This is a genomic window from Campylobacter sp. BCW_6468, from assembly GCF_001762865.1.
Lineage (GTDB): Bacteria > Campylobacterota > Campylobacteria > Campylobacterales > Campylobacteraceae > Campylobacter_D > Campylobacter_D jejuni.
In genome coordinates this window covers 1-21,226 of sequence record NZ_MJXQ01000019.1, presented here as the reverse complement: position 1 = coordinate 21,226, position 21,226 = coordinate 1, and the positions used below count along the sequence as shown (strand labels likewise).

At 30.3% G+C, this 21,226-nt stretch carries 21 protein-coding genes; 20 read left to right on the top strand and 1 reads right to left on the bottom strand.

What is annotated here, in order from left to right; genetic code table 11:
- Positions 1 to 108 precede the first annotated feature (108 nt).
- The 20 genes from AJ889_RS01115 (at position 109) to AJ889_RS01020 (ending at position 20,609) form a co-directional block, all read left to right on the top strand.
- The gene (locus tag AJ889_RS01115) at positions 109 to 1,644 is read left to right on the top strand and encodes an ABC transporter substrate-binding protein (protein WP_032584489.1); all 1,536 of its coding nucleotides are present in this window, start codon (positions 109 to 111) and stop codon (positions 1,642 to 1,644) included.
- Positions 1,644 to 2,588 carry an ABC transporter permease gene (locus AJ889_RS01110; protein WP_032584486.1) on the top strand — a complete coding sequence of 315 codons (945 nt, stop codon included), beginning with the start codon at positions 1,644 to 1,646 and terminating at the stop codon, positions 2,586 to 2,588. The genes AJ889_RS01115 and AJ889_RS01110 overlap by 1 nt, the downstream gene beginning before the upstream one ends.
- Positions 2,575 to 3,369: an ABC transporter permease gene (locus AJ889_RS01105; protein WP_074484724.1), complete on the top strand. Its 795-nt coding sequence runs from the start codon at positions 2,575 to 2,577 to the stop codon at positions 3,367 to 3,369. The genes AJ889_RS01110 and AJ889_RS01105 overlap by 14 nt, the downstream gene beginning before the upstream one ends.
- Positions 3,366 to 4,076: an ATP-binding cassette domain-containing protein gene (locus AJ889_RS01100; RefSeq protein WP_011050003.1), complete on the top strand. Its 711-nt coding sequence runs from the start codon at positions 3,366 to 3,368 to the stop codon at positions 4,074 to 4,076. Before AJ889_RS01105 ends, AJ889_RS01100 begins: the two co-directional genes overlap by 4 nt.
- A complete protein-coding gene (locus AJ889_RS01095) occupies positions 4,069 to 4,734 on the top strand; it encodes an ATP-binding cassette domain-containing protein (protein WP_002867588.1) in 666 nt (221 codons plus the stop codon). Before AJ889_RS01100 ends, AJ889_RS01095 begins: the two co-directional genes overlap by 8 nt.
- Positions 4,735 to 4,846: 112 nt before the next feature.
- On the top strand, positions 4,847 to 5,236 hold the full coding sequence (locus tag AJ889_RS01090) for an NAD(P)H-quinone oxidoreductase subunit 3 (protein ID WP_002824972.1): 390 nt from the start codon (positions 4,847 to 4,849) through the stop codon (positions 5,234 to 5,236).
- A complete protein-coding gene (locus AJ889_RS01085) occupies positions 5,218 to 5,721 on the top strand; it encodes an NADH-quinone oxidoreductase subunit B family protein (protein ID WP_002824974.1) in 504 nt (167 codons plus the stop codon). Before AJ889_RS01090 ends, AJ889_RS01085 begins: the two co-directional genes overlap by 19 nt.
- Positions 5,718 to 6,512, top strand: a complete 795-nt coding sequence (locus AJ889_RS01080) for an NADH-quinone oxidoreductase subunit C (RefSeq protein ID WP_072224518.1) — start codon at positions 5,718 to 5,720, stop codon at positions 6,510 to 6,512. Before AJ889_RS01085 ends, AJ889_RS01080 begins: the two co-directional genes overlap by 4 nt.
- Before the next feature lies 1 nt (position 6,513).
- A complete protein-coding gene (gene nuoD, locus AJ889_RS01075) occupies positions 6,514 to 7,740 on the top strand; it encodes an NADH dehydrogenase (quinone) subunit D (RefSeq protein ID WP_002858926.1) in 1,227 nt (408 codons plus the stop codon).
- On the top strand, positions 7,737 to 7,964 hold the full coding sequence (locus AJ889_RS01070) for an NADH-ubiquinone oxidoreductase subunit E family protein (RefSeq protein WP_002824979.1): 228 nt from the start codon (positions 7,737 to 7,739) through the stop codon (positions 7,962 to 7,964). Before nuoD ends, AJ889_RS01070 begins: the two co-directional genes overlap by 4 nt.
- Entirely contained in the window at positions 7,961 to 8,653 is a 693-nt protein-coding gene (locus AJ889_RS01065) for a hypothetical protein (RefSeq protein WP_002870002.1), read from the top strand. The genes AJ889_RS01070 and AJ889_RS01065 overlap by 4 nt, the downstream gene beginning before the upstream one ends.
- Positions 8,650 to 11,112: an NADH-quinone oxidoreductase subunit G gene (locus tag AJ889_RS01060; RefSeq protein ID WP_032584482.1), complete on the top strand. Its 2,463-nt coding sequence runs from the start codon at positions 8,650 to 8,652 to the stop codon at positions 11,110 to 11,112. Before AJ889_RS01065 ends, AJ889_RS01060 begins: the two co-directional genes overlap by 4 nt.
- On the top strand, positions 11,105 to 12,103 hold the full coding sequence (gene nuoH / locus AJ889_RS01055) for an NADH-quinone oxidoreductase subunit NuoH (protein ID WP_032584480.1): 999 nt from the start codon (positions 11,105 to 11,107) through the stop codon (positions 12,101 to 12,103). The genes AJ889_RS01060 and nuoH overlap by 8 nt, the downstream gene beginning before the upstream one ends.
- Before the next feature lie 9 nt (positions 12,104 to 12,112).
- Entirely contained in the window at positions 12,113 to 12,754 is a 642-nt protein-coding gene (nuoI, locus tag AJ889_RS01050) for an NADH-quinone oxidoreductase subunit NuoI (protein WP_002888214.1), read from the top strand.
- Complete coding sequence (locus AJ889_RS01045) at positions 12,751 to 13,269, top strand: NADH-quinone oxidoreductase subunit J (protein ID WP_032584477.1); 519 nt, start codon at positions 12,751 to 12,753, stop codon at positions 13,267 to 13,269. The genes nuoI and AJ889_RS01045 overlap by 4 nt, the downstream gene beginning before the upstream one ends.
- A complete protein-coding gene (gene nuoK / locus AJ889_RS01040) occupies positions 13,266 to 13,562 on the top strand; it encodes an NADH-quinone oxidoreductase subunit NuoK (RefSeq protein WP_002858921.1) in 297 nt (98 codons plus the stop codon). Before AJ889_RS01045 ends, nuoK begins: the two co-directional genes overlap by 4 nt.
- Position 13,563: 1 nt before the next feature.
- Entirely contained in the window at positions 13,564 to 15,354 is a 1,791-nt protein-coding gene (gene nuoL / locus AJ889_RS01035; RefSeq protein WP_002860047.1) for an NADH-quinone oxidoreductase subunit L, read from the top strand.
- Position 15,355: 1 nt separating this feature from the next.
- Positions 15,356 to 16,843 carry an NADH-quinone oxidoreductase subunit M gene (locus tag AJ889_RS01030; protein ID WP_002882849.1) on the top strand — a complete coding sequence of 496 codons (1,488 nt, stop codon included), beginning with the start codon at positions 15,356 to 15,358 and terminating at the stop codon, positions 16,841 to 16,843.
- Positions 16,833 to 18,221, top strand: a complete 1,389-nt coding sequence (locus AJ889_RS01025; protein WP_032584474.1) for an NADH-quinone oxidoreductase subunit N — start codon at positions 16,833 to 16,835, stop codon at positions 18,219 to 18,221. The genes AJ889_RS01030 and AJ889_RS01025 overlap by 11 nt, the downstream gene beginning before the upstream one ends.
- A gap of 21 nt (positions 18,222 to 18,242) precedes the next feature.
- The gene (locus AJ889_RS01020) at positions 18,243 to 20,609 is read left to right on the top strand and encodes a paralyzed flagella protein PflA (protein WP_002934701.1); all 2,367 of its coding nucleotides are present in this window, start codon (positions 18,243 to 18,245) and stop codon (positions 20,607 to 20,609) included.
- 41 nt (positions 20,610 to 20,650) lie between these two features.
- Here the strand turns inward: AJ889_RS01020 and AJ889_RS01015 are convergent.
- Positions 20,651 to 21,226: methyl-accepting chemotaxis protein (locus tag AJ889_RS01015; RefSeq protein ID WP_074484689.1), on the bottom strand; the 576-nt coding region annotated here is incomplete at its 5' end.

The window sequence follows — 21,226 nt, the reverse complement described above, 5'->3', positions numbered from 1 at the left end:
TGATAAATAAAACTCCATAATTTAAAGCAAATTATCCCCCCATAGAGCTTGTGGCTTCTTATTTTTTATTTTATAATTCTTTAAAATTTTAAATTTGAGGAGTTACAAGTGCTTAGATGGTTTGTTTTACTATTTTTATTGTTTTTCAATCTTGAGGCTAAAATTCCAAAAGATACACTTATTATAGCAGTTGAAAATGAAATCGCAAGGATAAATCCTGCTTATAGCGAGGATCATGATGCAGTGATTAATCTTGTATTTTCAGGACTTACGCGTTTTGATGAAAATATGAGTTTAAAACCTGATTTGGCTAAGTCTTGGGATGTTGGTAAAGACGGGCTTGTTTATGATATTTTTTTAAGAGATGATGTTTTATGGCATGATGGAGTCAAATTTAGTGCTGATGATGTGAAATTTAGTATAGAAGCCTTTAAAGATCCTAAAAACAATTCTTCTATTTATGTCAATTTTAAAGACATTAAAAGTGTGGAAATTTTAAATCCTTCTCATGTGAAAATCACACTTTTTAAGCCTTATCCTGCATTTTTAGATGCTTTAAGCATAGGTATGCTTCCTAAACATTTGCTTGAAAATGAGAATTTAAATACAAGCTCTTTTAATCAAAATCCTATAGGTACAGGTCCTTATAAATTTGTAAAATGGAAAAAAGGTGAATATGTTGAATTTAAAGCCAATGAACATTTTTATCTTGATAAGGTAAAAACTCCAAGACTTATTATAAAACACATTTTTGATCCTTCTATAGCTAGTGCTCAGCTTAAAAATGGCAAGATAGACGCAGCTTTAATCGATGTTTCTCTGCTAAATATTTTTAAAAATGATGAAAATTTTGGAATTTTACGTGAAAAATCGGCCGATTATCGGGCTTTAATGTTTAATTTTGATAATGAATTTTTAAAAGATTTAAAAGTAAGACAAGCCTTAAATTACGCAGTTGATAAAGAAAGTATAGTAAAAAATCTTTTACATGATTATGCTTTTGTAGCTAATCACCCTTTAGAGCGTTCTTGGGCAAATTCTAAGAATTTTAAAATTTACAAATATGATCCTAAAAAAGCCGAGGACTTGCTTGTAAGTGCAGGTTTTAAGAAAAATAAAGATGGAAATTTTGAAAAAGATGGGAAAATTTTAGAATTTGAAATTTGGGCGATGAGTAATGATCCTTTAAGGGTAAGTTTAGCTGGAATTTTGCAAAGCGAATTTAGAAAAATAGGAGTTGTAAGCAAGGTGGTGGCTAAACCTGCTGGAAGTTTTGATTATTCTAAAGTAGATAGTTTTTTAATAGGCTGGGGAAGTCCTTTAGATCCTGATTTTCACACTTTTAGGGTATTTGAAAGTTCGCAAGATAGTGCTTTAAATGATGAGGGTTGGAATTTTGGACATTATCATGATAAAAAAGTGGATATAGCCTTGCAAAAAGCAAGAAATACTTCAAATTTAGAAGAGAGAAAAAAATATTATAAAGATTTTATAGATGCTTTGTATGAAAATCCACCTTTTATTTTCTTGACCTATCTTGATTTTGCTTTGGTTTATAATAACGATTTAAAAGGTATCAAAACAAGGACTTTAGGTCATCACGGAGTGGGTTTTACTTGGAATGTTTATGAGTGGAGTAAATAGTGCTAAAACGCTTAGTTTTTAGTATTTTCATAGCATTTTTTAGCACTTTTTTATGTTTTGTTTTACTTCATTTTAGCAAAGGTAGTATAGCTTATGCTAATGGAGGTAATTTACAAAGTAAAGAATTTATTCAAAGAATAGAACAAAATTTAGGGCTTGATAAGTCTTTGTTAGAGCAGTATAAAATTTGGCTTTTTAAGGCTTTAAAAGGAGATTTAGGAGTTTCTTTTTTAAGTGGAGAAAGTGCTTTAAAGCTTATAAAAGAAAGAATTTTTAATACTTTTATTTTGGGTTTTGGTGCCTTAATGCTTTTGTTTTTACTCAGCGTTTTTTTGGCACTTTTGGGATATTATTATAAAGAAAGTTTTATAGATAAAATCATCACTTTTTTAGCTTTTAATTTTTTTGCTTTACCTCCTTTTGTTTTGGCTTTATTGTTTGTTTTGATTTTTGGAATTTTTTGGAAAATTTTACCTGTTATGGGAAGTAGTGATATAGGCTTTGAAGATGATTTTTTAAATCGTTTAGAGCATTTGATTTTGCCTGTTTTGGTGCTCGTTTTATCACATTTGGCGTTATTTTTAAGGATTGCTAGAAATTTTATCAATGAAAGTTTTTCTCAAATTTTTATTCAAAATTTATACGCTAGGGCTTTAAGGGAGAAAGATATTTATTTTTTAGTTTTGAAATATTCTTTAAGTCCTATTGTAGCTTATTTTGGGGGAAGTGCTTTAAGTTTTATGATGGGAACTTATGTGGTAGAAAGTGTCTTTGCTTACGAGGGGCTTGGATCTTTACTTTTTAAAAGTATTATTTTTAAAGATTATCCTGTTGTGCTTGCACTTATATTTTTTAGTGTTTTGCTTGCAGCATTTTTTACATTTTTAAGTGATATTGTAGCTAGGATTTTAAATCCTAGATTAAGAAGGCTTGATTTTGTTTAAATTTCTTATCATTCTTGCGCCTTTAATTTTTTTATTTTTATGTGCCTTGTTTGCACCTTGTTTGACTCCTTTTGATATTTTAAGTACTCATTTAGAAAATTTGCATCAAGCTCCTAATTTTACTTATATTTTAGGGACTGATTTTTTAGGCAGGGATTTGTTTTCTCGTTTGCTTTTTGCTTTGAGAAATTCTTTGATTATAGGTGTTGGTGGATCTTTATTGTCTATTATCTTTGCTTTGTGTTATTTGTTTTTAGCACGATGTTTTTTTTATGTTTTTTGGATGCGTATTTTAGAGTTTTTTTTAGCCTTGCCTGCTTTTTTACTTATGATGTTTTTTCAAAGTATGATAACTTCTGATGTATTTTTGATGATTTTTTTAATCGCTTTAATTCATTGGTGTTTCATAGCAAGAATTATAGAAAGTGAATTAAAAAGACTTGAAAATTTAGATTTTTACAAAGCAAATATAGTGCTTGGAAGAACTAAATTTAGAGCTTTTTTTAAAGATTTAATACCTGCTTTAAAAACACTGATTTTTACACTTTTTATATTTAATATCGTTCATGCTATAGCCACAGAAGCTACTTTGAGTTTTTTTGGACTGGGTTTAGGATTTGAAATTCCAACTTTAGGTACTCTTTTGAGTGAGTCTTCAAAAGCAGTTTTTATAGGTGCTTGGTGGATGATACTTTTTCCACTTTTAAGCTTGCTTTTGTTGTTTTTACCTCTTTTATGGTTGGGTAATTTTTTACAAAAAATTTGGGGTATAAGATCTTGAAGGTAAGAAATTTAAATATCAGTTTGAAGAATAATTTATTGCTTAAGGATATTAATTTAGATATAAAAACAGGCAAAACTTTAATGATACTAGGACAAAGTGGAGTGGGCAAAAGTTTGTTGGGAAAAGCTTTGGTAAGACTTTTAGATTCTAATTTCACAATAAGTTTTGATGAATTAAGTTTTCATAATTCTTGTATTTTTAATTTTAACAAAGAAGAGCTTAGAAATTTTCGTTCTAAGGTGGCACTTGTTTTGCAAGATGCAGAGCTTAGTCTTTATCCTTATTTGGATATTGGAAATTTATGTCATCTTGTTTTAAAAACTCATACAAAATTAAAACAAAAAGAAAGAAAAGATTACGCTTTTTCTTATTTTCAAAAATTAGGATTTGAAAATCTTGATCGTTTGTGGCATTCTTATGCTAATGAATTAAGTTTGGGTATGGCAAGAAGGGTGAGCCTAGCTTTGGCATTATTAAATCAACCCCAAATTTTAATTTGTGATGAAATCACAGCTTCTTTGGATAAAGAAAACGCTTCAAAGATCATATCGATTTTAGAAGAATTAAAAAATACTGCAGCCTTAGTTTGTATCACTCATGATTTAAATTTGGTAAATTCTTTAGCAGATGAAATTCTTATGCTAGAAAAAAATAGTTCAAATTTATATAGCTTAGATGAGTTTTTAAGGTATTATAATGCTTAAAGTTTGTAATTTAAGTAAGTTTTATGAGCTTAAAAAGCATTGGTATTTAAAAAAAGAAAGACATATTATTTTTGATAATGTCAATTTTTCTTTAAATGAAAATGACAATTTAATAATTTTAGGTAAAAGTGGTGCAGGTAAAAGCACATTAGCTAGAATTCTTTGTTTTTTAGAAGATCCAAGTGAAGGTGAGGTATGGTATGAAAATCTTAACTTGCACAAGCTTGATAAAAACAAACAAAGACTTTTAAGAAAGCAAATTCAGTATTGCTTTCAAGATCAAAAAATGGCTTTAAACCCTTATAAAAAAATCAGAAATCTTATACAAGATGGTTTGGAAAATTTTAATTTACAAAAGAATGATAACTTGATTTTAGAATTTTTTGATTTTTTTAGTCTAAAAAAACAAATTTTAGAACAAAAGCCCTATGAGTTAAGCGGAGGAGAAGCCACACGTGTAGGTCTTATCCGTGCTTTGGTTTTAAATCCTAAATTGTTGATTTTAGATGAAATTACTTCAGCGCTTGATATTAAAACTTCTAAAGAAATTTTAACTTTTTTATATGACTATCAGCAAAAAAATAATATTTCTTATATATTTATAAGCCATCAAAGTGATCTTTTTTATAAATTTAATCATAAAAAATTAAAACTTTAAAAAATATTTTTTAATATAAGTTTCAATATAGAAAATTTAGAGTAAAATAAAGAAAAGTGTAAATTTAATTTTTGTTGTGGAGTGATTAAAGTGCTTTAAAAAAGGAGAATAAATGTCTCATATAGATGCTTCGCATCCTTATTTTGGTATTTTTTTAATGCTAGTACTTGCTAGTGTTATTTTTTTTGGACTGGTTTTTTTAGCTTCAAAAATCGGTAATAATTTTGCCGCAAAAAATCGTAAAAAATTAGGACTTGGAATTTATGAATGTGGTCCTATTCCTGTTAAACAAGCTAACAAGATTAACTCTCAATTTTTCATCATCGCCTTAATCTTCATACTTTTGGATATAGAAGTTGTATTTTTGTTTCCTTGGGCATTGATTTTTAAAGATTTAGGTTGGTTTGGACTTTTAGAAGTTTTTGTTTTTATCGTACTTTTAGGAGTTGGATTTTTATATGCTTATAAAAAAGGAGCGTTTGCATGGCAGAGCATCAAATAAATTATGCAAGTGGTTTACCTGTAGTTTTAACTAGTGTTGATAAACTAGTTCAATGGGGTAGGAGTAATTCTTTATGGGCTTTATCTTATGGACTTGCCTGTTGTGCGATTGAGATGATGGCGGCTGGGGGTTCAAGATATGATTTTGATAGATTTGGAACGATTTTTAGAGCTTCGCCACGCCATAGTGAAGTAATGATTATTGCAGGAACTTTATGTAAAAAGCATGCTGAATTTACAAGAAGACTTTACGATCAAATGCCTGATCCTAAATGGGTGATTTCTATGGGAAGTTGTGCCAATACAGGCGGTATGTTTAATACTTATTCTACGGTTCAAGGAGTGGATAGAATTATACCTGTAGATATTTATGTGCCAGGCTGTGCTCCACGCCCCGAAAGTTTTCAGTTTGCTTTGATGATTTTGCAAAAAAAGATCCGCAAAGAAAAAGCAAGTCGTAAAATCGCACCTAAAAGGTTGGTATAATGAGAAAGTATAGCGATAAAAAAAATGCTCAAACTCAAAATTATTACAAAGATAGATTTTATCACGCGCCACACACTGTAAAATCTGATGTTAATGAAAGTGTTTTTAAAGAGGATTTTGAAGTTTTAAAAACTCAAGTAGAAATTTTAAATTCCTTTGTAGAGCTTGATTTTTGGGTAATAGAAATTAAAAAAGAAGACAATGTTAAAACCTTGCAAATGCTTAAAACTTTAGGGTATTTAAGTTTTACAGAGGCAAGTGCTATTGATTTTGTAGCAGATAAAAATGGTTTTGAAGTGTTTTATCAGCTTTTAAATTTAGAAAAAAGATTAAGAGTGAGAATAAAAACTTTTGTAGGCGTAAAAGAGCGTTTGCAAAGCGTGGCTCATATTTTTAAAGGAGCAAATTGGAGTGAGAGAGAAATTTATGATATGTTTGGAATTTTCATCATAAATCATCCCAATTTAAAACGCATTTTAATGCCTGATGATTGGTTTGGACATCCGCTTTTGAAAACTTATCCTTTAAAGGGCGATGAGTTTGCAAGATGGTATGAGATTGATAAAATTTTTGGCAAAGAATACCGCGAAGTAGTGGGCGAAGAACAAAGAGATTCTGGTTTTGCTGATGATAAAGATACGCTAAATTTTGCAAGACTTTATCATGAAGTGCCAAAAGGTGGTCAAAAGAAGGAAATTTCCTTTAAACAAGAATATCAAGAAGATGAAGGCGTGGCTTTTGTAAAAAAAGTAAAACGTGATGAAGCAAAAATTTTAGAGAAAAGGCGTTAAAATGCAAATTCCTAGCAAGTTAAAACCTTATTATGAAAATATAGCTTTTGAGCAAGAAGACTCAAAAATGATTATCAACTTAGGCCCTCAACACCCTTCAGCACACGGAAATTTACGCCTTATTTTAGAACTTGATGGAGAGCAAGTTGTAAAAGCGCGTCCTTGTATAGGTTATATGCATCGTGGTATGGAAAAAATGGCTGAAAATATGATTTATCAAGAGTTTATTCCTACTACTGATAGAATGGATTATATCGCTGCTTCAGCGAATAATTATGCTTATTGTGCAGCGGTTGAAAAGCTTTGTGGTTTAGAGATTCCACGCCGTGCCGCAGTGATACGCATGATACTTTTAGAATTAAACCGTATCACATCACATTTGCTTTGGCTTGCCACTCATGCGCTTGATATTGGTGCGATGAGTGTGTTTTTATACTGCTTTAGAGAACGTGAGTATGTTTTGGATTTGATAGAAAAGTATTGTGGTGCAAGGCTTACGCATTCTTCTATGAGAATAGGTGGGGTTATGCTTGATTTACCTGAGAATTATTTAGAAGAAATGCTTGCATTTTGCGATAAATTTCCAAATGATTTAAAAGATTATGAAGATCTTTTAGATGATAATAGAATTTGGCGTTTAAGAACTGAAAATGTAGGTGTAGTTACTAAAGAACAAGCTTTAAACTGGGGTTGTACGGGTGTGATGCTAAGAGGAAGTGGCATAAAATACGATATACGCAAAGAAGAGCCTTATTTGCTTTATAATGAAGTCGAATTTGGCGTGCCTTATGCTACGCAAGGGGATTCTTATGCAAGATATAAAGTTTATATGCAAGAATTTCGTGAAAGTTTGAAAATCCTTAGACAATGTGCCATGCTTTATAAAGATACTCCACCTGAAATTTTAGCTACGCATCCTGAGTATGTAAGTGCTTCAAAGGAACAAATTTTAACGCAGAATTATTCTTTAATGCAGCATTTTGTTTTAATCACTCAAGGTTTAAAACCCCCTAAAGGCGAAGTTTATGTGCCTACTGAAAGTCCAAAAGGTGAGCTTGGCTTTTTTATCCATAGTGATGGTACAGGAAGACCTTATCGTTTAAAGGCTAGAACGCCTAGTTATTGGCATTGTGCGTTTTTTGAAGAAATGCTTGTAGGTACTTATTTAGCTGATGTTGTAGCCATTATGGGTAATGTAAATATAGTTTTAGGTGAGATAGATCGATGAGAAGGGTAGATTTAAGAAAAAGCAAAGAGCTTTTTGAAGATTTAGCACAAATCATAAAAGAAGCAAAACAAGGTGAGGTTTTAGTGGTGCTTTTTGAAATCGGCGATTTTTCTCCTGTTGAAAAAAGTTTTTCTTTTGTAAAAGAACAAGGCTGTGAGCTTTTAAATTCTTTGAAATTTAATCAAGTGGATTGGACTATTGTTATAAAAAAGGAGAGAGTATGATTTATGATAATGCTCTTTGTTTTTTAGATATGCCAAGCCTTAAAAACAAAAATTTATGTGAAAAAATAGGTGTAAATAGTATTAATATTTCTTGTTTGGAAGATAAAAACTTAAAAGCTAAATTTTACAAATGCGAAATTGCAAGTTTGAGTTTTGTTTTGGCCTTGCTTTGTAAATTAAGCGATGAAGGACAATTTTGCGATTTAGATGAGGGATATTTAAGTGCTGAATCTTGTTTTGGAGAGGAAGAAGCAGGCGAAGTGCTTGCTTTTTTAAAAGAGACTAAGTATTTAATTATAGATAAAAATATCCATTCTTATAAAGATAGTGAAAATATCAAATATTTTTTGAATTTCCTAAGTGTAAAATATGGATTAAAGATTTTAGATAGCGATGAAGAAGAATGCGATTTTAAAAAGGCAAAATTAAACACCCTAAAAGAACTCGATAATTATGACGGGTTAGTGCTTTTTAGAGCAAATTTGCAAGATAAAAATTTACATTGTTCAAAGCAATTTTTACAAATTGCAAAATGCAAAGATCAAAGTGAAGTTGAAATTTTGGCTAAAGATTTTAGTCTTAAAACCAAGCTTTGTTTAGATGAAAATTTACAAGGCACTATAGCTTTTTTAAATTATGAAAACAATGGTTTTGATTTTACTCCAATTCGCATAAAGGAAGCAAAATGACAGTTAAGATTAATGGTATAGATTGCGCCTTTGAAGAAGGCGAATATATTTTAAATATAGCAAGAAGAAATGATATTTTTATCCCAGCGATTTGCTATCTTTCGGGCTGTAGTCCTACTTTGGCTTGTCGTATGTGTATGGTTGAAGCTGATGGTAAAAAGGTATATTCTTGCAATACTAAAGCAAAAGAGGGCATGGTTGTAGAAAGTGATTTACAAAATCTTTGGGATGAAAGAAATGAGATCATGCAAGCTTATTGTATCAATCATCCTTTAGAATGTGGAGTTTGTGATAAATCAGGCGAGTGTGAATTGCAAAATTTCACTCATAAAAGTCGTGTAAATGTTCAAAAATATTGGATTAAAGACACGCATAAACCGCATAAACATTGGGGAATGATTAATTACGATCCCGCACTTTGCATAGTGTGTGAGCGTTGTATTACAGTTTGTAAGGATAAAATCGGAGAAAGTGCTTTAAAGACTGTTCCTCGTGGCGGAGATAGTGTGGATAATAGCTTTAAAGAGAGCATGGGAAAAGATGCTTATGCGATTTGGACTAAATTTCAAAAAAGTTTGATAGGCCCTACAAATGGCGACACGCTTGATTGTTCATTTTGTGGAGAATGTACAAGCGTATGCCCAACAGGAGCTTTAATAGGTTCGAAATTTCAATACACTTCAAATATTTGGGAACTTAAAAGAATCCCTGCTTCAAATCCGCATTCAAGCGATTGTGAGTTGATGTATTATGATATTAAGCAAAGCGGCATTAGCAATCAAAAAGAAAAAATTTATCGTGTGAGTAATGATTTTGCCTTTGCAAGTTTAAATAAGGCTGCAAGATTTGCTTTTGATACGCAAAATGAGGCGGATAAAGATGAAAAAGCCTTTAAAGAACTTGTGGAACTTTTTGAGAAAAATGAAATTAAAAACATTAAATTTAATAGTTTTATTACCAATGAAGAAGCTTTGATTTTACAAAATTTAAAAAAGAAATTTAATCTTTCTTTGATCAATGAAGAAGCTTTGAAATTTAAAGAATTTTTACAAGAATTTATCGCTAATTCTGGTGAGTTTTATAGCGCTAATACTCAAGATATAACAAAAAGTGATTTTTTGGTTGTAGCTGGAATGCTTTTAAGATATGATGCTCCAACGCTTAGCTATAAAATCAATAATGCTTTAGTGATGAATAAAGGCTCAGGGCTTTATTTTCATCCTATGGAAGATATGGGTATAGCAAAATATTCTAAAAATTTTATCTCGCACATTCATAAAAGTGGCGATGAAGAGCAAATTTTATATTTTTTACTTCAAAAATTTAGCCAAGATGAAGGTATCAAAACTCATTTAGCAGAGTTTTTTGTTAGTGAAAATAAAGAAATAGAAGAAAGTATCAACGAAGAAGTTGTAGAACAAGTCATAGAAAAAGATGAAGAAGGCAATGAAATTCAAAAAGAAGTAAAAAAAGTCGTGCCTAAGAAAGTGAAAAGCAACATAGAAGTACAACGCTCTGTTTTTGCTAAAAATTTAGGCATAGATGAAGATAAATTAGAAGATTTATTGCTTAAAAAAGCAAATTTTACTCTTGTTATAGGGAGTGATTTTTATTTTCATAAAAATGCGAAAAAACTTGCTAAATTACTTGCTTTGATCCAAAATACCACTCCTTTTAAAGTCTTTTTAAATCCTACGCATACTAATACCTTAGGTGTGGCTATGATTTGTGATTTGGATAACAATACACAAGAAGGCAAGACTTTAGGCTACAATGAAAAAGGTGATTTTAGTTTTTCTTATGAAGAGCATGCAAATTTAGCTAGTGCGAGTTTAAATCAGCAAGAAGGAACTTTTTTAAATTATGATAAAAGAGTGGTACCAACTAACGCTGCTTTAGAATTTAAGGGATATTTTTTAAATGATTTGGCTAATGCTTTAGGTTTTGATGAGGAATATACTATAAATTATACTAAGAGACTCCCTATAAATAAAGGTTTTTCTCCGATTGATTTTGATCATTTAGACAATTTTTATACCAATGCAGGCGATTGTAAAAGGGGATATGAGCTTAATTTAGAATGTTTCAAACAAGTTGCTAAAAAAGAATTCATCTCTCCAAATTTTGAAAATTTAAGCCTAAAAGAAGATGAAATTTTGCTTTATAGTGCTAATCCTAGCTATCAATTTGGTAGATTTTCAAATCGTGCTAGTGCGATTAATGAGGTGATTTTTTTAGGTGTAAGTGAAAATTTAGCTAAAGAGAAAAATTTAAAAGATAAAGATCTTGTAAAACTTAAAATAAAAGATAAAGAATTAAGCCTTAGTGTGCGTGTGGATAAGGATATAAAAAATGGAGCTTTCTTGCCGTATTTTGATGAAAAACTTGACACGCTAAGCTTTTTTGATGAAAGATTTGTTGTGGCGAATTTAGAAAAATTAGGAGCAAACCATGAGTGATTTTGCTTTTTTTGCTTTAGAGACTTTGATTAAATGTATTATTATCATTGCAATATTTGCGAGTTTAGCAGGTCTTGCAACTTATGCTGAAAGAAAGGTTTTAGCTTATTTTCAAAGACGCATAGGGCCTGATATGGTAGGGCCTTTTGGGTTTATTCAACTTGTAGCTGATATGATAAAGCTTTTTACTAAAGAAGATATAATCCCTTCAAATTCGCAAAAATTTATTTTTGCTATAGCACCTTTGATTTCTGCTATTTGTGCTTTTATTTCTTTAGCAGCTATTCCTATGCTACCTGAATTTACTTTATTTGGAAGGGTTATTCAGCCTATAGTGGCAGATATCAATGTAGCTTTGCTTTTTGTCATCGGTACTTCAGGACTTTGCTTTTATGCGGTGTTTTTGGGTGGACTTGCAAGTAATAATAAATGGTCGATTTTAGGGGCTGCAAGAGGGCTTGTAGCGATTATTTCCTATGAAAGCGTAGGAGCTTTAGCTTTGATTGCTATTATAATGCTTGTAGGTTCTTTTTCTTTGGTGGATATTAACAATTATCAAAGCGATGGATTTTTTTCTTGGCTTATTTTTAAACAACCTTTGGCTTTTGTGCTTTTTATAATTGCTTTATTTATAGAGACTAATAGAACTCCGCTTTGTTTGACGGAAAATGATGCTGAAATTGTAGCGGGTTATGGAACGGAGTATTCGGGTTTAAGATGGGGTATGTTTTTCATAGGTGAATATACTTCTATGATAGCTGGAGCTATTTTGGTCACTCTTTTGTTTTTAGGGGGTTTTAATAGCTTTTGGATTATTCCTGGTTGGATTATGATGATAGTAAAATCAAGTTTTATTTTCTTTTGGTATTTTTGGGCAAGAGCTGCTTTTCCGCAATTGCGTCCAGATCAAGTGATGAAAATGTGCTATTTGATCTTAATCCCTTTAGCTGTTTTAAACCTTTTAATCACTGCTTTGACAGTTCTTTTATAGGAGTTTGATATGAAAAATTATTATTTAGTAGATGAGAAAAGAAAAACTCCTGTTAGCACTTGGGAGAAAATTTCACAAGCTTTGCGTAGAAGCGTTAAACTAGAGCTTTTTGTAGGGCTTTTTGTGATGATGAGAGAATTACTTAAGAGAAATAATAGCGCTACGATTAAATATCCTTTTGAAAAGGTAAAGCTTGACAATCGTTACCGTGCTGTTCATCGTTTGATGCGTTTTATAGAAAGCGAAAATGAAAGATGTATAGGTTGTGGGCTTTGCGAAAAAATTTGCATTAGCAATTGTATTAGAATGGAAACTTCTTTAGATGAAAATGGGCGTAAAAAAGTAGGAAATTATAGTATTAATTTAGGGCGTTGTATTTATTGTGGTTTTTGTGCTGAGGTTTGTCCTGAACTTGCTATAGTACATGGAATAGAGTATGAAAATGCAGCCGAGCAAAGGTCTTATTTTGGCTATAAGCAAGATTTTTTAACTCCTATTGATAAGCTTAAAAATCAAGTTGAATTTGAAGGAGCAGGAAGTCTTAGAAAGGATGCAAATTTGTGGGTTAAAAAAACACCAAATTATTATGATGTGATGCAAGAAAGAGCCTTAGAAAATCAAAACACACAAGAGCAAGGAGAAAATAAATGATAGAAAATTTGGCTTTTTTATTTTTTAGTGTAGTGGTTTTAGGCTTTTTTGGCATCGCGGTTTTAAGTAAAAATATGCTTTATTCTCTTTCGGCTTTAGCAGGTGGAATGGTGTTTTTATCGGGATTTTATTTTTTGCTTGATGCAGAGTTTTTAGGCGTGATACAAATTATTGTTTATAGTGGAGCTGTACTTGGACTTTATAGTTTTGCGATGATGTTTTTTGATGCTTCTAAAGAATTTAAAGAACAACTTAAAGCTAAAAAAAGTTTTTTTACTTTGGTGGTTTTAAGTGCGATTTTACTTTTGACTATGCTTATAGGTTTTAAATACCAAAATATCAGCACGGATTTGCCTTTAAATGATCCTGCTTTGTTTGATTTTAATAAACAACTGGCTTTAGCGATTTTTTCAAAATATCTTTTAGCTTTTGAGTTTATAGCTATTTTGCTTTTGATCGCTTTAGTTTGTGCTATCACTCTTACTCATAAAGAGCTTAAAAAGGAAAAACAATGATAGAAAAGTATTTTTTCGTTGCTATTTTAATGTTTGTCATAGGGCTTGTAGGGATTTTAAAAAGACAAAATCTCATTATGCTTTTTATTTCGAGTGAAATTTTATTAAATAGTGCTAATTTAGCTTTAGTAGCAGCTTCTAAAATGCACAATGATTTAAATGGACAGGTTTTTGCGCTTTTTATCATGGGTGTAGCGGCTTGTGAAGTAGCTGTTGGTATAGCTTTGTGTGTGCTTTGGTATAGAAGAAAAGGCACTTTAGAATTAAAAAGCTTAAAAGAAGTGGAGGCTTAGTATGCAAAATTTGGCTTTGATTTCTCTTTTTAGTCCCTTTGTAGCTTTTTTGTTTGCAAGTTGTTTTGCTTTGAGTGAGAAAAAACAATTCGTAGGGATATTTTGTTCACTTCTAGTAGCTTTGAGTACTTTTTGTTCTTTGTATTTGCTTTTTTGCAATGAAGCTTTTAATGTGAGTTTGTTTGAATGGTTTGCTGGAGTAAATTTTGGTTTTGATATAGATGCTATTTCGCTTACTATGATGAGTATTGTAGGTATTGTAGCCACTTGTGTGCATTTTTATAGTATTTTTTATATGGCTCATGATGAAGGTTTTAATAAATTTTTTGCTTATTTGGGGCTTTTTGTCTTTTCTATGCTTTTTTTAGTCATGAGTGATAATTTTTTAGGACTTTTCGTAGGTTGGGAAGGCGTTGGGCTTTGCTCTTGGTTGCTCATAGGTTTTTGGTATAAAAATGATACTTATTCTTTTGCGGCTAATGAAGCTTTTATTATGAATCGTATTGCGGATTTGGGTATGCTTTTAGGAATTTTTTGGCTTTATTTGCAAGCAGGAACTTTAAAATATGATGAAGTTTTTTCCATGGCACAAAGCCTAGATCACAATGCTTTGATCTTAATCGCAACTTGTTTATTTATAGGGGCTATGGGAAAATCTGCACAATTTCCTTTTCACACTTGGCTTGCTGATGCTATGGCAGGGCCAACTCCTGTTTCTGCATTAATCCATGCAGCAACCATGGTAACAGCGGGGGTTTATTTGGTAATTCGTGCGAGTACGCTTTATGATTTAGTTCCTGAAGTTTCTTATATTATTGCCTTACTCGGAGCTTTTGTAGCGATTTTTGCAGCCTCTATGGCTTTGGTGGTTAGGGATTTAAAACGCATTATTGCTTACTCTACCTTATCGCAACTTGGATATATGTTTGTGGCTGCAGGACTTGGGGCTTATGGTATAGCTTTATTTCACTTAGCTACGCATGCTTTTTTTAAATCTTTACTTTTCTTAGGCGCTGGAAATGTAATGCATGCTATGAATGATAAATTAGATATTAAAAAAATGGGTGGACTTTTTAAACCTTTAAAAATTACAGCTATTTTAATGTGTATAGGATCTTTAGCTTTAGCAGGAATTTATCCTTTTGCAGGATTTTTCTCTAAAGATTTGATTTTGGGATATTCTTTCATTTCTTTTCACCATGGTATTTTTTTAGTGCTCTTAATCGCAGCTTTTTTAACAGCATTTTATAGCTTTAGACTTTTAATGTTGGTATTTTTTACCCCTGCAAGACATGATGAACATCCACATGAAGCAAGTAAAATCGCACTTTTGGCTATGAGTCCTTTGATGGTTTTAGCTATTATTGCAGGATTTTTCGAACATAGTTTTTTTGAATATTTAAGCACAAAATTAGTTTTTATTGATGCGCAAAATCAAATTGTAATGATTTGTGCGAGTGTAGCAGCTATTTTGGGTGCAATTTTGGCTATTTTTGCTTATAAAAATTCTTGGTTTAAGGAAAGTATTGAAGAAAATAAAATTCATAAACTTTTAAGTAATGATTATTTTATTCCTAGGTTTTATCATCAATTTATCGTTTCAAAATATGAAAGCTTATGTGCGATTTTAAAGCATTGTGATCTTTATATTTTTGATAGAATAGTTGAAAAAATTGCTTTGTATTCTCAAAATATTTCACAAAAAATGATTATGCCAAACAGCTTAAACTTAATGCTTAGGTTTTTGGTGGCAGCTTTTGTGATTTTGTTGATTTTAGTATGGATGGTGTAAAATGCTAAATTATTTGATATTTTTTCCTTTAATTTCTGCTTTTGTGGTTTTGCTATTAAATCGCGGAGGCGTTAAGGTTTTTAGCGTTGTTGTAAGTTTTATGATTTTGGCTTTAAATTTGGATATTTTTGCGGATTTTTTACAAGGGGTAAGCTTTGATTATAATCTCTCTTTTAAAATTTTGAAATTTTTTAGCTTTCATGTAGGAGTAGACAGTATTGCACTTGTATTGATGCTTTTAAGTTCTTTGATGATATTTTTAAGCTTTTTATTTTTGAAACTAGAACAAAAAGCGCTTATATCTTGTATATTCTTTTTAGAATTTGCTATTATGGGACTTTTTAGCGCAAAAGATGGTTTGTTGTTTTATGTTTTTTGGGAATTTTCTCTTTTGCCTTTGCTTTATATTATGGGAGTTTATGGTAAAGATTTTAGAGCAGGGGTGAAATTTTTTATCTATGCTTTTGCGGGTTCAATTTTAATGCTTGTAGCATTGATTTATCAAGCTTATTTAAATTATCAGCTTTTAAATATCTTCACTTTTGACTTGGAAATTTGGAAAAATAATGCCTCAGCAGCAAATTTTACAGAGCAACTTTTACTTTTTGGAGCATTTTTTATCGCTTTTGCTATCAAAGCTCCTTTATTTCCACTTCATACTTGGGCACCTAAGGTTTATGCAAATTCGCCTATACTTGTTTCTGTAATGCTTGTAGTTTTTAAAATGGCTCCTTTTGGATTTTTACTTTTTTGTTTACCACTTTTTCCAGATGCGAGTGTGTATTTTATGCCTTTAATTGTAGCTTTATGTATAGTAAGTATCGTTTATAATGCTTTAATTGCTTATAGAGCAGAAAATATTAAAGAATTGATTGCTTATAGTTCTATTTCACATCTTGGTGTGATGATTTTGGGAATTTTTTCTTTAAATGCTTTGGGTATTAGTGGTGCAGTTTTTTATATGTTTGCACACGGTATTGTAACAGGAACTTTATTTTTAATGGTTGAACTTTTATACCAAAGATATCATACTTATGATATTTCTTTTTACCATTCTTTGGCCAAAAAAGCACCTTTATTTTCAATTTTCTTTATGTTAATTTTACTCGCAAGCGTTTCTTTGCCTTTAACTGTTTCTTTTGTGGGAGAGTTTTTAATTCTTTTAGGTATAGCAAAGATTAATTTATTTTACGCTTTGTTGGCAGGTTTGGTGATTATTTTAGGAGCGATTTATATGTTCGCAGTATTTAGAAAAATATTTTTCATGCAAAAACAAAGCTTTATAGAGGGTTTTTCTTTACGTTTTAGAGAAATAGTAGCGCTTGTGTGCATTGTAGTAATGATTTTTGGACTAGGGCTTATGCCAAATATACTTTTAAAGCCGATACAAAAAGATGTGGATAATCTTATAAAAACAATGAATATTAGAGCTGTTGAGCAAAATACTTTAGATTTTTTATCTAAAATAGGAGAGGCAAATGTTAAATAATTTTTTAAATTTAGAACTTTTAAATATAAGCTTATCTTATCCATTTTTATTTTTAATTACAACTGCAATAGTTCTTTTGCTTTGCTCTGGTTTTTGGAAATTTCATCGATCGTTTTATATCGGCATAAGTTCTTTGTCTTTGATTGTAAGTGCTTTTTTGATTTTAAATAATGCAAATGCTCAAGGTTTAGAAGCAAAAGCTTTTTTGGCTACTTTAAATAATGATATTGTTTCATTTTATGCTTCTTTGGTGATTTTGTGTTTTTCATTTTTATATCTTTTAATGCAAAAAGAAGAAAATCAAGGTGAATTTTATGCTTTATTTTTATTTATGATTGCATCTTTGCTTTTGATGGTTTCAAGCTCAAATTTAGTACTTATTTTTATAGGACTTGAAAGTTCTTCTTTAGCGCTTTATACTTTAATAGCAATGCGTGGAAGTGATAATGCTATTTCAAGTGCGATAAAATACTTTAGTATAGCGGCTGTAGGAGCTGGATTTTTTGTTATGGCTGTAGCTTTTATTTATTTAAAAACAGGAACTTTAGATTTATCTGCTAATTTAGCGTTAAAAAATGAGTTTCAAAAAGATCCCATGCTTTTGGGTGCTGGAGTGATGATTTTTGTTCTTTGTGCAATCAAGCTTTCTTTGGCACCTTTTCATTTTTGGCTTAAAGATGTGTATTATGCAGCACATACAAATTTGGTTGCTTTTATTTCAGTTGTGCCAAAAGTTGCCATGTTGGTTGTGGTTATTCGTTTGTTTGATTTTTTAAATAATACAGGTTTTGAATATATCATAATAGTTCTAGCGATTTTTTCTATGCTTATAGGCGCTTTTGCGGCTTTAAGTCAAAACAATATCAAAAAAATGTTTGCTTATAGTTCTGTAGTGCATTCTTCTTTGGTTTTGATAGCTTGCATTCCTTTATTAAAAGAACAAAATTTTGATGGAATTTTGCTTGCTATTTTTGGATATTGGACTTTATTTGCTTTTGCAAATTATGCTGTATTTATGATTTTAAGTAATTATGAGAATAATTCTTATGAGAGTTTAAATGGGCTTTTGGTTAAAAAACCTTTAATTGCTTTTTGTTTAAGCATTAGTGTGCTTTCTTTAGCAGGTATCCCGCCTTTTGGAGTGTTTTGGGGTAAATTTATGATTTTAAATACAGCAATTTTAAATGGATATTGGTATTTGGCGCTTTTTGTGGCTTTATCTTCTGTTATTATGCTTTATGCGTATTTAAAGATTTTAATTCATGTTTTATTTATGAAAAATGATAGGGTTTATAATATTAAGTTTAGTTTTATACAAAATTTTATTTTAGCTTTTTGTGTTTGTGTAAGCATTTTTGCTATATTGTTAATGTTATAAGAGTTTTGCTATAATTATTTTATGAGAATATTATTTTTAATTTTATTAAGTTTTTTAAATGCTTTTGCTTTTGAGCTTGTTTTAAACACGGGTCGCGAAAATAATCAAGCTTTTGCAGTTTTACATGCGAGTAATGATTTAGAATTTACATGTCAAAAATTTATTACCGAAGCAAAAGTTCATTTTGAATGTGATATTGCAGGTATGGTTGATAATAAATTAAAAGATCAGAGTTTTTCTGCTTTTGATTTAAAATTTATACAAGAAGCTCAAAAAATTAAAATGATCATTTTGCCAAAAATACAAGCAAGAATGTTTGACACTTCTCAAAATATTTATATAGATAAAGAACTCAGTTCATCAAGTTCGCATAAAAGTAAGGCTTTTACTTTTATTTTTACACCAGAACTAGCACCTATTAAAGACTATGATGGACTCGATTTTAATATCAATTTTCCACATGAGAGTTTGCCTTATGTTGGAGCTTTGGATTTAAATTCTGATCCTGTTGTTATTCCTCAAAGTGCAGATATCAATACTTATTTACGCATCAAAAAAGAATACGATAAGGCTAATTACAATCAAGTGGTGATTGATGCACAAAATGCTATCAATAGATATCGTGGCAGTATTTTTACTAGTGAATTTATACTTTATAAATTAAGAGCTCAAAATAAACTTTACACTCAAGATCCAAGCATGCGTGATCAACAAATTTTAGAAAAGATGATTGATGATGCTAAAAATTGGACGCGTACTTTTACAAGTGATAAAAATTTTTCAGAAGTTTTACATATAATGTTAAGAACTTATATCGCTTTAGCTCAGCGTGCTGATGTAGAGTATACAATGTCGATTTTGGATAATGAACAACCTAATAATTATTTTACTCAGTTATCAAAACTTGATTATGCAGACTATATTTATAATTTAAATGAAAAAGAAAAAGCTGTAAATATTTATGAAAATACTTATTTTAATACAAAAAATTTAGATTTAGCTGCAAGAGCAGCTATGAGTTTGGCAAAGAATTTGCTTTCAAATGAGCAAGTAAATAAAGCTATAGAATATATTAATACCATTTTAAAAGCCAATCCTGAATATTTTGGAAAAGATATTCCAAGATCTTTAGAACTTGCTAAATTATTTAATCAAAAGGGACAATTTGATATAAGTGCAAGTATTTATGAAGATGCCTTTGCTAAAATGTCCAAACTTGATCCAAGTTATGAAGAAACTTTAAAAGATTTAGCCTTGGTTTTATCACATGCTAACAGATCTAGTGATGCTAAAAAATACCTTGATTTGTATATGGATGATTATTTAGATGGTAAGTATTTAGATGAAATTAAAAAAGCAAGTGATGAGGTATTCTTTGCTTTAGGTGATAATAATGCAAGCTTTTTGCATCAGCGTTATACAGATTTAATGAAGCAATATGCAAATAAAGATGAGAATATTGCAAATAAAGCTTTAGATGAAGATGTTGCACTTTATTATAAAGAGGGAAATTTTAGTGCTATTTTAGCTTATAAAGATCTTATAGAAAGTAAAAAAATTCCAAATGCTACTCAATTTTTAGAGAAAGCAGCCATTAATGATTTAAAAAATGCGATAAAAGCTGATAATTGTATCAATGCTGCAAATATTTTTATGCGTTTTAGTGCTTATGATATAGGTCAGAAAATTGAGAATAAAAAACAAATGTTAGCTTGTCTTATCAGAACTTCTAATGTTGAACAAGCACTTGATTATATAGATAAAAATTATAATGAAGATTCTATATTTTACGGTCTTCAAAAAGCATCTATTCTTTTTGACAATAAACAATATCCTCAGGTGATTAAAATTTCTAAAGACATAGCTAATTCTAGAATTTTAAAAAGTGATGATGAGAATTTTAAGGCTTATTATTTGCAATTTTTATCTTTATTGCGTTTAAATGACTATAATCAAGCCATTAAAATTTTGCAAATTTTAGAAAGTTTTCCAATGAATTTTAGTATGGTGGAAGCTTATGATGCTTTACTTTCTTACGCTAATGATCATAATATGCAAACAACTATTTTAACTTACGCACCTAAGGCCATTGACTATCAAAATTTTAAAGGTATAAATCTTTTTAGTCCTAATTTAGAATTTATATATCTTGATGCTTTGACTAAAATCAATAAAAATGAAGAAAGTTTAGCTGTTTTAACAGATTTGCTTAAATTAAAACTTTCAGATGAGGATAAGGCAAGAGCTTTATATATCCAAGCTTTAACTTATGAAAGAATGCAAAATATACAAGCTGAAAAAGAAAGTTTAAAACAATGTCTTGAAATCAAAGGTGTTTCAAATTGGCAGAATTTATGTAAGAGTAAAAATCAAATTTTAAATCAATAAGTAAATTAGAGATAACTAGCTTTTTAGCTAGTTATCTAAGATTAAAACCTCTTCTTCTTAACATCTTCTAAGATATTATTAGCTATATCACTTACTGTACTAGAAATAATAGCTGATTCATTAGCAATTTCAACATTATCTTTAGTAGTTTGATCAATTTGAGCTACGCTATCATTGATTTGAGTGATACCTGCAGTTTGTTCTTTAATACTTTCTGCCATATCATTGATAGATTGAACAAGTAAATTAGTATTAGCTTCAATTTCTGATAAAGACTTTTGAGTTCTTTCAGCTAACTTTCTAACTTCATCAGCTACCACTGCAAAGCCTCTACCATGTTCTCCAGCACGAGCTGCTTCAATAGCTGCATTTAAAGCTAAAAGATTGATTTGATCTGCAATATCACCTATAATACCTGTAACATTTTTAATCTCTTCAGATTGAGTGATAACATCACTAGTTTTAACTGAAACATTTTGCATAGAAGAAGTGATCTCTTCTAAAGCTGCTGCAGTTTCTTCTAAAGATTGAGCTTGAGAATTTGAAGAAGTGGTTAAGCTTTGAACAGCAGTTTGTAATTTTCCACTTTCATTAGCTAAAGCATTAGCAAAGTCTGA

Excerpts from the sequence above, each read along its gene's own strand:
- AJ889_RS01095 (WP_002867588.1), top strand. The coding sequence starts at position 4,069 with ATGCTTAAAGTTTGTAATTTAAGTAAGTTTTATGAGCTTAAAAAGCAT.
- AJ889_RS01085 (WP_002824974.1), top strand. The coding sequence starts at position 5,218 with ATGGCAGAGCATCAAATAAATTATGCAAGTGGTTTACCTGTAGTTTTA.
- nuoI (WP_002888214.1), top strand. The coding sequence starts at position 12,113 with ATGAAAAATTATTATTTAGTAGATGAGAAAAGAAAAACTCCTGTTAGC.
- AJ889_RS01070 (WP_002824979.1), top strand. The coding sequence starts at position 7,737 with ATGAGAAGGGTAGATTTAAGAAAAAGCAAAGAGCTTTTTGAAGATTTA.
- AJ889_RS01045 (WP_032584477.1), top strand. The coding sequence starts at position 12,751 with ATGATAGAAAATTTGGCTTTTTTATTTTTTAGTGTAGTGGTTTTAGGC.
- AJ889_RS01020 (WP_002934701.1), top strand. The coding sequence starts at position 18,243 with ATGAGAATATTATTTTTAATTTTATTAAGTTTTTTAAATGCTTTTGCT.
- AJ889_RS01030 (WP_002882849.1), top strand. The coding sequence starts at position 15,356 with ATGCTAAATTATTTGATATTTTTTCCTTTAATTTCTGCTTTTGTGGTT.
- nuoL (WP_002860047.1), top strand. The coding sequence starts at position 13,564 with ATGCAAAATTTGGCTTTGATTTCTCTTTTTAGTCCCTTTGTAGCTTTT.
- nuoD (WP_002858926.1), top strand. The coding sequence starts at position 6,514 with ATGCAAATTCCTAGCAAGTTAAAACCTTATTATGAAAATATAGCTTTT.
- AJ889_RS01090 (WP_002824972.1), top strand. The coding sequence starts at position 4,847 with ATGTCTCATATAGATGCTTCGCATCCTTATTTTGGTATTTTTTTAATG.
- nuoH (WP_032584480.1), top strand. The coding sequence starts at position 11,105 with ATGAGTGATTTTGCTTTTTTTGCTTTAGAGACTTTGATTAAATGTATT.
- AJ889_RS01065 (WP_002870002.1), top strand. The coding sequence starts at position 7,961 with ATGATTTATGATAATGCTCTTTGTTTTTTAGATATGCCAAGCCTTAAA.
- AJ889_RS01025 (WP_032584474.1), top strand. The coding sequence starts at position 16,833 with ATGTTAAATAATTTTTTAAATTTAGAACTTTTAAATATAAGCTTATCT.
- nuoK (WP_002858921.1), top strand. The coding sequence starts at position 13,266 with ATGATAGAAAAGTATTTTTTCGTTGCTATTTTAATGTTTGTCATAGGG.
- AJ889_RS01060 (WP_032584482.1), top strand. The coding sequence starts at position 8,650 with ATGACAGTTAAGATTAATGGTATAGATTGCGCCTTTGAAGAAGGCGAA.